The organism is Castellaniella sp. GW247-6E4, assembly GCF_040276065.1.
Classification (GTDB): domain Bacteria; phylum Pseudomonadota; class Gammaproteobacteria; order Burkholderiales; family Burkholderiaceae_B; genus Castellaniella.
The window spans coordinates 151,596-163,249 of sequence record NZ_JBELOI010000010.1 but is presented as its reverse complement, the minus strand read 5'-3'; the positions used below and the strand labels follow the sequence as shown (position 1 = coordinate 163,249).

General features: G+C 66.4%; 10 protein-coding genes and 1 pseudogene. 10 read left to right on the top strand and 1 reads right to left on the bottom strand.

Annotated features, from left to right (window positions below):
• The 4 genes and pseudogenes from istB to ABS761_RS13445 all read left to right on the top strand — a co-directional run.
• Positions 1-525, top strand: a 525-nt coding sequence (gene istB / locus ABS761_RS13460; RefSeq protein ID WP_350408847.1) for an IS21-like element helper ATPase IstB, incomplete at its 5' end; no start/stop codon positions are given.
• A 66-nt stretch (positions 526-591) separates the two neighbouring features.
• Positions 592-1,488, top strand: a pseudogene (locus tag ABS761_RS13455) (mannose-1-phosphate guanylyltransferase/mannose-6-phosphate isomerase); the annotation flags it as partial.
• A gap of 92 nt (positions 1,489-1,580) precedes the next feature.
• Complete coding sequence (locus tag ABS761_RS13450; protein ID WP_269499587.1) at positions 1,581-1,838, top strand: helix-turn-helix domain-containing protein; 258 nt, start codon at positions 1,581-1,583, stop codon at positions 1,836-1,838.
• A gap of 42 nt (positions 1,839-1,880) precedes the next feature.
• Entirely contained in the window at positions 1,881-2,450 is a 570-nt protein-coding gene (locus ABS761_RS13445; RefSeq protein ID WP_502881438.1) for a HipA domain-containing protein, read from the top strand.
• Positions 2,451-2,550: 100 nt separating this feature from the next.
• Here the strand turns inward: ABS761_RS13445 and ABS761_RS13440 are convergent, their stop codons facing one another.
• Entirely contained in the window at positions 2,551-3,963 is a 1,413-nt protein-coding gene (locus ABS761_RS13440) for an undecaprenyl-phosphate glucose phosphotransferase (RefSeq protein ID WP_350408846.1), read from the bottom strand.
• Between the two features lie 309 nt (positions 3,964-4,272).
• On the opposite strand from ABS761_RS13440, the gene ABS761_RS13435 reads away from it, so the two are divergent.
• The 6 genes from ABS761_RS13435 (at position 4,273) to ABS761_RS13410 (ending at position 11,645) form a co-directional block, all read left to right on the top strand.
• Positions 4,273-4,635 (top strand): hypothetical protein, encoded by a 363-nt coding sequence (locus ABS761_RS13435; RefSeq protein ID WP_350408845.1) that lies wholly within the window; start codon positions 4,273-4,275, stop codon positions 4,633-4,635.
• 83 nt (positions 4,636-4,718) lie between these two features.
• A complete protein-coding gene (locus tag ABS761_RS13430) occupies positions 4,719-6,923 on the top strand; it encodes a YjbH domain-containing protein (RefSeq protein WP_350408844.1) in 2,205 nt (734 codons plus the stop codon).
• Positions 6,920-7,678 carry an MORN repeat-containing protein gene (locus tag ABS761_RS13425; protein WP_350408843.1) on the top strand — a complete coding sequence of 253 codons (759 nt, stop codon included), beginning with the start codon at positions 6,920-6,922 and terminating at the stop codon, positions 7,676-7,678. Before ABS761_RS13430 ends, ABS761_RS13425 begins: the two co-directional genes overlap by 4 nt.
• The gene (locus ABS761_RS13420; RefSeq protein WP_350408842.1) at positions 7,669-8,151 is read left to right on the top strand and encodes an arsenate reductase/protein-tyrosine-phosphatase family protein; all 483 of its coding nucleotides are present in this window, start codon (positions 7,669-7,671) and stop codon (positions 8,149-8,151) included. The genes ABS761_RS13425 and ABS761_RS13420 overlap by 10 nt, the downstream gene beginning before the upstream one ends.
• A gap of 59 nt (positions 8,152-8,210) precedes the next feature.
• Entirely contained in the window at positions 8,211-9,365 is a 1,155-nt protein-coding gene (locus tag ABS761_RS13415; RefSeq protein ID WP_350408841.1) for a polysaccharide biosynthesis/export family protein, read from the top strand.
• Positions 9,366-9,398: 33 nt separating this feature from the next.
• Positions 9,399-11,645, top strand: coding sequence for a polysaccharide biosynthesis tyrosine autokinase (locus ABS761_RS13410; RefSeq protein WP_350408840.1), 2,247 nt, complete (start codon positions 9,399-9,401; stop codon positions 11,643-11,645).
• The last annotated feature ends 9 nt before the right edge of the window (positions 11,646-11,654 follow it).

Sequence of the window (11,654 nt, the reverse complement as noted above, 5' to 3'; positions counted from 1 at the left end):
AAGAAGCAGGTGGCCAGCCTCGCCTCGTGTCATTACATCGAGCACGGCGAGAACATCGTCATATTGGGCCCTCCCGGTGTGGGCAAGACGCACCTGGCTGTCGGGCTGGGCATCAAGGCCATCGAGGCTGGCTATCGCGTGTTGTTCACCACCGCGGCGGCCATGATCGCAGCTTTGACCAAGGCCGCTGGCGAGGGCAGGCTCGATGAGAAGCTGAAAGTCTATACGGTGCCGCGCCTGCTGGTGATCGATGAGATCGGCTATCTGCCCATTGACCGGCAAGGGGCCAACCTGTTCTTCCAACTGATCAGCCGACGCTACGAGAAGGGTCCGATGATCCTGACCAGCAACCAGAGCTTCGGCGCCTGGTCAGAGGTCTTCGGCGATCGGGTGATTGCCACCGCGATCCTGGATCGGGTCTTGCACCACGCCATCACCATGAATATACGAGGCAACTCCTATCGCCTGAAGGACAAACTTAAGGCCGGCCTGGTCAGACCCGCCGAAACCCCAGCCGTCGAATGACGGCCACACGGGTGAGGAAATTTGCGTGACCCCAACTGGGGAAATCTGGAAGACCCTTGACAGCGCTTCGTCGAAAAGCCCGACGCCGAACGCGCGGCCCAGTACTTGGCCTCGGGGAGCCATTATTGGAACAGCGGCATGTTCATGTTCAGGGCCGGCCGCTACCTGCAGGAATTGGAGGCCTGCCGCCCCGATATGCTGGCGGCCTGCCGCCAGGCCCTGCAGGGCGCGGCCTACGACATGGATTTCGTGCGCCTGGATGCGGTGGCCTTTGCGGCCTGCCCGGCCGATTCCATCGACTATGCGGTGATGGAACATACCCGGGACGCGGCCATGGTGGCCCTGGACGCGGGTTGGAACGACCTGGGCGCCTGGGGTGCACTGGCCGACGTGCTGGATTGCGACGATCGGGGCAATTGTCTGCGCGGCGACGTGCTGGTCGAACAGGTGGACGACACCCTGGTCCACGCCGACAGCCGCCTGGTGGCGGCGGTGGGGGTGCGGGACCTGGTGATCGTCGAGACCAAGGATGCCGTCCTCGTGGCGCACAAGGATCAGGTCCAGGACGTCAAGCGTATCGTCCAGCAGTTGAAGGACGACGGCCGCAGCGAGCACATTCAGCACCGCGAGGTCTACCGGCCCTGGGGCGCCTACGATTCCATCGGCAATGGCCCGCGCTATCAGGTGAAAAAGATCACCGTCAAGCCGGGCGCAAAACTGTCCCTGCAGATGCACCACCATCGCGCCGAGCACTGGGTGGTGGTCAGCGGCACCGCGCGAGTCACCAATGGGGATCGCACCTATCTGGTGTCCGAGAACGAGTCGACCTATATACCGGTCGGTACGGTGCATTGCCTGGAAAACCCCGGCGTGATCCCGCTGGAGCTGATCGAGGTGCAGTCCGGCGCCTACCTGGGCGAGGACGATATCGTGCGGCTGGAGGATCGATACGGGCGGGTGTAGGGGTCTGAGGCGAGCCACTTATACAAATTTTATCCTGTATTTTGAATTTACTGTATATAATGAGTAAATCATAAATACAGTATGGAATATGTATGTCTGATTTCACCGTTCGTACTGCGGAACAATTGCCGGCCCTGTTGAAAGGGTTTCGCAAGCAGGCGGGCTTGACCCAGGCCGCCGCCGCGCTGCGTCTTGGGATTACTCAGCAGACACTTTCCGCCATGGAACGTAATGCCGGGAAGGTCGGCGTCGACCGCTTGCTGCATCTGCTGAGCATCCTGGGCGTGGAACTGGTGCTGCGCCAGGCGGGCGAGTCCCCCGCGCCTTCCGCCTCCAGCGCGATCTGGTAAGCCATGGTCCGGCGCTCCCGCCCGCAGAGTCTTGGGCTGTGGATGAACGGTGCCTTCGTCGGCACCTGGCGCATGCGGCCCCACCTGAAGTACGAAGCCGATGGCGGGCCGGGCATGCGCGCCATCATGAAGGTCTTGGCCACCTCCACGGCGCCTGATCGTGATAGGCGCATATTCTTTCAGGCACAGGTCTTGTTCTGGATGCTGCGTGCGACTGATGGCCACGCAAAGAATTTCAGTATTTTCCTGCGCCCGGGTGGCGCCTACGAACTGGCGCCGCTCTACGATGTGCTCTCGGCCTACCCGATCATGGGCACCGGCGCGAATAAGCTGTCGCCATTCAAGGCAAAAATGGCCATGGCGGTGCGGACCAGGAACACGCATTGGAAGATGCACGAAATCCTGCGCAGGCATTGGTTGGCGGTCGGTGCTGAACATGGCGTCCTCACCCCTGATGGCCGCGGCGCGGATTTCGTCATCGATGACCTGCTGGCACGGACACCCGAGGTCATACGTGCGGTACGGGCCCTGCTGCCAGAAAACTTCCCGCAGAACCTGGCCGACAGCATCCTGGACGGATTGCAGGGGGCGGCCGACAAGCTGGCGGCTTAGGGGCTGCGGTTGCGGCCATGGCACAACTGGCTGATGTATTCCGGCGAGCTGTTGCACAGGCGCCATTGGATTCGGTTTTTGTGTAGGGTCCCCGGCTCTTTCAAGGCTGTCGATTTAGAAAGCCCTTGAATATCGTCCAGACGATGATCTTTAGATCCAGCATCAGCGACCAGTTCCGGATGTACCACAGGTCGTGCTCGACGCGGCTCTGCATCTTGTCCAGGGTGTCGGTGGCGCCCCGGTAGCCGTTGACCTGCGCCCATCCGGTGATGCCGGGTTTGACCTTGTGGCGCTTCATATAGAACTCCACCAGGTCCTTGTAGTATTCATTGTGGGCCAGTGCGTGGGGCCGGGGGCCGACGATCGACATGTCCCCCTTCAGCACGTTATAGAACTGCGGCAGCTCGTCCAGGCTGGTGCGCCGCAGAAAGGCGCCCAGGCGCGTCACGCGCGGATCGCCCGGTGCGGCCTGGGTCACCTGCCCGTTGGCCTCGGTGTGGGTTTCCATAGTCCGGAATTTATAGACTTGGAAGGACTGGCGGTTCATGCCCATGCGGTCCTGTCGAAAGATCACCGGGCTGCGGGAACTGAGACGGATCGCCAGGGCAATCGCAATGCACACCGGCAGGATGAGCAGGCCGATCAATCCCCCCAGGACCAGATCCTCCAGCCGCTTGATCACGCGGTTTGCGCCCTCCATGGGGCTGCAGCTGATGTCCACCGCGTACATGCCCGCCAGGTTGCGGGTGCGGTAGCTCAGCAGGGGAAAGTCGTCGATCTCGGGCAGGTAGCGGATCTCGGCCGTCTGGTGGCGCAGAGCATGGACGATGGGCTTGACCAGGGCGCCGTCGGCGATCGGCAGGCACAGCCAGATTTCCTGGGCGCCCAAGGCGGTGATCCGCGGCCCCAGTTCGTCGAACCAGCTGGGGTCCTCCTCGACGTCGATGCGGGCATGTACCCGATAGCCTTGTCGGGCCAATTGCGGGATGCGCTGTTGAACCCCGTGCGTCGTGCCGGCCGATTCGATCAGCACGATGTTTTTCAGGTGCAGGCCCTGCGCGTGCAGCTTGCGCAGGGCCAGGGCCGCAGCCACCCGCAGCAGGGTCGTACCCAGTACGCCAATCAGGACTGTCTGGGTGAACCACAGCCGGGAATAGAAGTCCGACACCTTCAGGCCAAAACCGACCAGGGTGATGATGCCGATGGCCAGCAGCCAGGCGGCGTACAGGCGCAGGATGCGCCGGCCGACATGCTGTCCCCGCCAGGGGATGTACAGATTGGCGACGCCCTGGGTCAGAGCGACGAGGACGGCCATGAGGATGCCGACGGTCAGGTAGGGCGCCGGCATTTGCCAGGCCTCGAAGCGCAGCTGGTGGGCGGCATGGGCCGCCAGCAGGATCAGGATGAAGTCGGCCCCCGCGGTCAGCAGGGCGATCGGGTACCGGCCTACGGAGGGGACGTCAAAGTCCTGCGTATGCACGCGTTGCATGCGGGAGGGATCGATTCGGTCCATGGGCGCGATTGTTCTTGTCCTGCTGTTGAGTCGCCGGCGGGCTTTAGAGCCAAAGCGATTTTCCCGAGATAGGCCATTGTTAGTATTCTTTCGGCCAGTATGCTACGAAATGTGGATGGCGGCAACGCGCGGCCTGCGCGCTTTGGCTAGTATCCATATTATGAATTCATAGGCCTTATGGATGTATTTTTTGCATACATTGGCTTGCGCTGTGGCTGCGGGGATTGCTGGATGGCCTAGCGGATTGACTGGGGTGCCGGTTTCAAGGTGTAATGCACTTAGCTGAGGTGCGTTTTCGAGGGGATAGTCATGAATTTCAAACAGATTTCTTTGCTGCTGGCGGCGCTGGCGTTTTCCGCCGGCGTGGCGGCCCAGGGCGCGGCCGGTGCTGGCGCGGGTGGTAGTGGCGGTACGGGTGGCGCCGGTGCGGGCGCTGCCGGCGCGGGGGCGGGTACCGGTGCCGGTAGCGCGGCGGGTGTCGCCGGTGGCGCGGCAGGTGCCGGTGCCGCCGCGGGGGGCGCCGCCGTGGGCGGTATTGCGGGTTTGTCCGTCGGCGTGGTCGCCGCCGGGGTCGCGGTGGCGGCCGGCGTAGCGGCCGCGGTGGCCAGTTCCTCGGGTTCCTCGGACGGCAGCGGCACGACCCCCAGCCATTCGACGACGTCCCACCACTGATCGCGTCCTGACGTCCTGTTTTCGACCGCGCGCCGCAATGGCGCGCGTGGCTTTTCACCATTCACTGAAATCCGACTGATGGCATGCTGGGTGTGATCCTGGGCGGATTGGCGTCCGCCCGATGGCTGTCCTTGTGTGCGACGGCGGTATTGGGTGCCGGGATGGCGGTCCCCGGCATCGCGCGGGCGGATACCCCCACTTCCATCGGCCTGACGGGCCTCGTCAACATGCCCACGGCGCGCGCCGAGGCCGAGGGCACCTGGTTCGTCGGCTACAGCTACGACAAACCCTACGCCACCACCTACAGCACCCTGCAGTTCCTGCCGGACCTGGAAATCAGCGGACGGTATACACGGATTTCGGGCGTCGAGGGGTTTTCCAGCCCGACCACGGACTACGGCGACTACAAGGACAAGGCTGCGGGGTTCAAGCTGCGCATTCTGCGCGAGGGCGCCTTTGGCCTGGACTGGCTGCCGGACGTGGCCGTGGGCATGGACGACATCCAGGGCACGCGCATCTTTCGCAGTGAATTCATCGCGGTGTCGAAACGCTTCGGCCTGGGATCCCTGGGCGAGGCCGAGGCGACCATCGGCTATGGCCGCCACCGCATCGATGGCCTGTATGGGGGCCTGCGGTTCCGGCCCGCCGCGCTGCCGTCCTGGGCGCTGGTGGCGGAATACGACCGCACGGATTATCGCAAGGACCAGGGCGCATCCCAGACCGGCGTGGACCAGCGCAAACCCGGGCAGTTCAACGTGGCCCTGGAATATGCCTGGGGGCCCCTTAACCTGCAGTTGGCGCGCCAGCGGCACGGCAATTCGGTCAATGTGTCTCTGGCCATCCCCCTGCAGCAGCGCGAATTCATCCCCAAGGTCGACGAGGTCGGGCCGTTTGCGGGCGGCGCCTGGTACAGCGCCGAGGCGCGTCCGACCGCCCGCATGTGGCGCGACGATCGCGGCTATCGCCAGGCCCTGCTGGCGGCCCTGCAGGCCGAGGGCTTGCGCAGTGTGCGCATGGCCTGGGTGGACGGGGTGATGTCGCTGTCGGTGTCGGCCGGCCGCTATCGCTATCCCTCGCGCGCGGTGGGGCGCACGGCGCGCCTGGCCATGGCCTATGCGCCGCTGGAGACGCACACCCTCGAGATCACCTGGGAGGTCAACGGCGTGGCCGGCATGACCTGGACGTTCTTTGACGTGGCGACCCTGCAGCGCTATTTCGCCGGGACGGCCACGCGGTCCGACCTGGCGCAGTCGGTGACGCTGTCGTATGCGGATCCGGCCGGGCGCACGGCGGCCAGCCGCGCCAACGACATCGATGCCGTGCTGGATGCCATCGCGCTGGAAGGCGCGGGCGGCGGCACGGAATGGAACTGGGGCATGGCGCGCTTCAGTGTCGAGTCCCACCGCCAGTCCTCGTTCGGGGTGGCACCGACCTTCCGCACGATCCTGAACGACCCCAGCGGCGCCTTCAAGTACGACATCGGCATGCGGGCCTCGGCCAACCTGAACCTGGCGCGCGGCCTGTGGCTGGCCGGGGCGGTGCAGGCCTCGGTGCTGGAGAACATCAGCGACATCACCCAGCCCTCGAATTCGGAACTGCCGCACGTGCGTTCCGACCTGGCGGAATATCGCAAGGCGGCCAAGGTCAAGCTGGATCGCCTGCTGATCAACAAGTTCTGGCAGCCGGCCGAGCGGGTCTACCTGCGCGCCTCCGCCGGCCTGTATGAGGAGATGTTCGCCGGCGCGGGCGGCCAGGCCCTGTACCTGGCGCCGGGCGGGCGCTGGGCCTTCGACGCGGCGGTGGACGTGCTGCGCCAGCGCGACTACAAGGGCACCGGATTCCTGGACTACAAGACGCACACCATCATCGGGTCGGCCCATTACCGCCTGCCCTGGATCGAGGGGGCCACGGCCACGGTGCGCGCCGGGCGTTTCCTGGCGGGCGATTTGGGCGCGCGCTTCGAATTGAAACGCACTTTCCGTTCCGGCATCGAGTTCGGCCTGTGGTACACCCGCACCAACGGCAAGGACGAGACCAGCCCCGGGTCGCCGGGCAACCCCTATTTCGACAAGGGGCTGTTCGTGCGCATCCCGCTGGGGCCATTGTTGACACGCGACACTGGGGGCACGACCTTCTTTTCGCTGGCGCCCTGGAACCGCGACGTGGGCCAGATGGTGGCCTCGCCCACCGATCTGTACGACATGGCCGAGCACGGCTGGCTGGACAATGCCCTGGATGGCGATGGCCTGCGCGGGTTCGGCGACATTCCCACCGAGGACGGGCCATGAGGTGCATGATCGCGGTGCGTGCGGCGCTGGCCGCGGGCCTGCTGGCCGGCGCGGCGGTGGGGTCCGCAGCCGTGGCGTCGGACACCGTGGCGGCCGCGCATACGGGGGGCGGGGCCGGCCACCAGCATGCGGCCTGCCGGGTCCTGGATCCGGAGCTGCAGCTGTCCTACACCGGCGGCTGTGCCGAGGGCCTGGCGCAAGGGCAGGGCGTGGCGCGCGGCGCCCACGGGGCCTGGTATCGCGGCGATTTCCAGGCCGGCATGAAAACCGGCCATGGGGTCAAGATCTATCCCAATGGCGATGCCTATGCCGGCGGCTGGCGCGCCGACCGCCGCGAGGGCGAGGGCCGCTATGAGTACGGCCCGCACTCCCCCTGGCGCGGCGACGTGTACCAGGGCGGCTGGCGCGCCGATCAGCAGCACGGCCACGGCGTGTACATTTTTTATCCCTCCGGGGATCGCTTCGAGGCGGATTGGGTCGACGGGGCGACCGACACCGTGGGCACGACCACGGTGACGCGGCGCAAGCAGGCCCTGGAGGTCCTGGCGCCGGTCATCGGCCGCGTGGGCGCGCGGGTGTGCTCCGTGACGACGCAGGGCGCCGGGCCGGACCGCATCGCCCGCGGCGAGGTGCTGGATGCCGTGTCGGACCGCCTGCTGGTGCGCATCGACTCCCCGGACGTTCTGGCGCGTTCGCCCGATCCCGGCCTGAATCCGCGCTGGGAGATCCTGACGGAATGGCTGCCATGTCCGTAGATCCCGTGATCCTCATCCTGTGCACCGGCAATATGTGCCGCAGCCCCATGGCCGAGGCCTTGATGCGTGATCGCCTGGCGGCGCGCGGCCTGGCGGCCGAGGTGCTGTCGCGCGGCCTGGCCGCGCCGGTGGGGCGCGAACCGCATGCGTTTGCGGTGGCGACGGCGCGGCATTTCGGGGTGCCGATCGACCCGGCCAAGCGCGCCGCCCAGGTGAATCAGGTAGACTTGCGCCTGGCGTCGGTGGTGTTGGTGATGGACACGGGCCATCGTCACCAGGTCCAGCAGCGCTATCCCGCCGCGGGCGGCAAGACCTTCCTGCTGGGGCATTGGCGGGACCAGCTTCAGATCCCCGATCCCCTGCACGAACCCGAGGAGGTCTTCCTGGCCCAGTGGCCGGTGATGGCCGAGGCCTGCGAGGACTGGATCGATCACTTGTTGCGTGCCGGCATGCTGGCGGCGAGGCCGGCCTGATGGCGCGCGTAATGTTTGCAAACCCGCTTGCAAATCCATAAAAAGAGGCGAAGGCCGATATGAAAGCTGTTCTTGCTGAGACCTGGATCGGGGACGCATTGCGCCGCGGCGCGCGCCTGGCGCTGCTGGCGCCCGTGTTGCTGGCGCTGGGGGCCTGCACGGGCATGTACATGGGGGTCCAGGGGGAGCGCCCGACCAGCAGCGGCGCGCTGGACGAAAGCGTCACCGCTCGGGTCGACATCCACACCATCACGCCTGAAACCGTGCACCGCCTGCGGGCCGAGCGCGACGCCGCGCGCGAACTGGAGGACGCCCGCCGCGATGCGCGCCGCGCCCAGGCGCCGCAAACCGGCCATTACCGTTATCTGGTGGCGCCGCAGGACGTGCTGAACATCACCGTGTGGAACCACCCGGAATTGAATAATCCGGCGGGCCAGCTGTCCACCGACCTGGCGGGCCGCACGGTCAAGGACGACGGCTATTTCTTTTATCCCTACGCCGGCCGCGTGCGCGCGGCGGGACGTTCGGTCGACGAGATCCGCCGCGAGCTGGCCTCGCGGCTGACGGAATACCTGACCGAGCCCCAGGTGGACGTGTCGGTGCTGCAGTATCGCGGCCGCAAGGCCTTTGCCGTGGGCGAATTCGACAAGCCCGGCCCGCAGGCGATCAGCGATGTGCCTCTGCGCGTGACCGACCTGGTGACCAAGGCCGGCGGCCTGACGGAAAAGGCCGACCAGCGCGAGGCCATCCTGACGCGCGACGGCGTGGCGCGCCGCATTGATCTGTACGCCCTGTATCACGACGGCGACCTGTCGCAAAACCTCTTGCTGCGTGATGGCGACGTCCTCAATGTGCCGGAACAGCGGTACAACAAGGTCTTTGTTCTGGGCGAGGTCGCCAAGCCGCAGTCTGTATTATTGCCGTATGGTGAATACACGCTGTCCGAGGCCTTGAGCGACGCGGGCGGCCTGAATCCGGTGACGGCCAACGGCGGCCAGGTCTATGTAATGCGCGCCGCCGACAGCGGTCGGCCGCAGGTCTGGCACCTGAACGCCAACGCCCCGGACGCCCTGGTCCTGGCCGATCGATTTGACCTGCAGGCGCGCGACGTGGTGTTCGTGGATGCGGCCTCGGTGACCCGCTGGTCGCGGGTGATCAACCAGCTGCTGCCCACGGTGGGCGGTGCGGCCAACGTGCGCACCATCGCCGATTGATCGGTGCTTCAAACCAGAAAAGACAATCGAACAATGATGGAACAATCAGGACAAGGGAACCAGGCCATCCAGGCGGGCGGCCTGGCGGACGAGGACGAGATCAGCCTCGGTGAATTGCTGAATGTGCTGGCGCAGCGCGTCTGGCTGATCCTGGGCGTGTTCGTCGTGGTCCTGGTCGCCGGGGTGGCCTACGCGTTGCTGGCGCGGCCGGTCTATCAGGCCGACGCCCTGATCCAGGTCGAGGATCAAAAGGGATCCGCCCTCAGCGGCCTGTCGCAGTTGTCCGAATTCATCGGCATGCAGCAAAGCTCCGTCGCCGGCGAACTGGAAATCCTGCGCTCGCGCGAGGTCCTGATGAAGGCCATCCGCGCCACCCAGGGCAATGTCGAGGTCGAGGTCGACAGCCGCTTTCCCCTGATCGGCGGCTGGTTCGCGCGCCGCCACGAACGCGAGTCCAAGGGTCTGGCCGAGCCCCTGTGGGGCCTGGACGGTTACGCCTGGGGCGGCGAACGGCTGGTGTTCGCCGAACTCGACCTGCCGCGCCGCCAATGGGGCGAGGCATTCGTGCTGGAGGCCACCGACGCCGGCTATGTGCTGCTGGATGGCGATGGTCAGGAACTGGCTGCCGGTGTGGTCGGCGAGCGCGTCCAGTTCCAGATCGCCGGCGAGGATGCCTCGGTGGCGGTCAAGGACCTGGCCGGGCGCCCCGGCACGCGCTTTGAGGTGATCGAGAAGTCCCCCATCCAGGCGGTCGAGGACTTGCGCAAGGCGCTGAGCGTGTCCGAGGCGGGCAAGCAGAGCAACATCATCCGCATGAGTTTCAAGGACCGCGACGTGGCCTTTGCCACGGAGATGGTCAACGCCATTGCGCGCGCCTATCTGGCCCAGAATGTAGAGCGGCGCAGCGCCGAGGCGCGCAGCAGCCTGAAATTCCTGGAACAGCAGCTGCCAGAACTGAAGCGCAACGTGGATGCGGCCGAGGACGCCCTGTCGCAATACCGCTCGCGCAGCAGCACCATCGCCGTGGACAAAGAGGCCGAGGGCCTGCTGGAACAGGCGATCAAACTGGAAAACAGCCGCCTGGAGCTGCGCCTCAAGCGCGACGAGCTGCTGCAGCGCTTCAAGCCCGAGCATCCCGAGGTCAAGGCCCTGGGCAACCAATTGGCCGCCGTCGACAAGGCCATCGCCGACCTGGACAAGACCATCAATCGCCTGCCCAAGGCCCAGCGCGAGCTGCTGCCCTTCGAGCGCGATGCGCGCGTGAACACCGCGCTGTACATTTCCCTGCTGAACAATGCGCAGGAACTGCGCGTGGCCGAGGCCGGCACCATCGGCAATGTGCGCATCATCGACTACGCCGTGCGCAACGACAAGCCGGTCGAGCCGCGCCGGATGCTGGTGGTCGCCATCGCCGCCGCCCTGGGCGCCATGCTGGGCCTGCTGATGGCGTTCCTCGCGCACTTCATGCGGCCGGCAATCCAGCGTTCCGAGCAGATCGAGCAGGCCACCGGCCTGTCCACCTACGTCACCGTGCCGGAATCCGACGGCCGCGGCGGCGTCAAGCGCGGCGGTCGCCCCGGGCGCCGCCGCCGCGCCTTGCGCGTCCTGCTGGCCGTCACCCACCCCGAGGACCCCGCCGTCGAGGCCCTGCGGTCGCTGCGCACCGGCCTGACCTTTGCCATGATGGGTGCGCCGGGCAAGGTCGTGGCCATCACCGGCGCCACCAGCGGCGTGGGCAAGAGCTTCGTCGCCTCGAACTTTGCCGTGCTGCTGGCCGGCGCCGGCCAGCGCGTCGCCCTGCTGGACACCGACATGCGCCGCCCGCGCCTGCACGAGTCCTTTGGCTATGACCGCAAGGCCCCGGGCCTGTCCTCGGTGCTGGCGGGCACCGCGCCCCTCGAGGACCTGCTGCGCAAGGGGCCGGTCGAGGGCCTGTCCGTCCTGCCCGCCGGCGTCGTGCCGCCCAATCCGGGCGAATTGCTGCTGAGCCCCCGTTTCGCGGAACTGCTGGACGCCCTGGGCCGCACGCACGACCTCATCGTGCTGGATACCCCGCCCATCCTGCCCGTGGCGGACGTGCTGGCCGTCATGCGCCACGCCTCGGCCGCCTTCATCGTCGCGCGCGCCGAATACAGCACCGTCGGCGAGGTCCGCGACGCCCTGGCCAAGCTGCGCCACTCGGGCGTCGGCGACCCCGTCAAGGGCGCGATCTTCAACGGCGTGCGCGGCGGCCGCATCGGCTACGGGGCCTCGTACAAGTACTATTACTCGTACAAATAAAATCCGCTA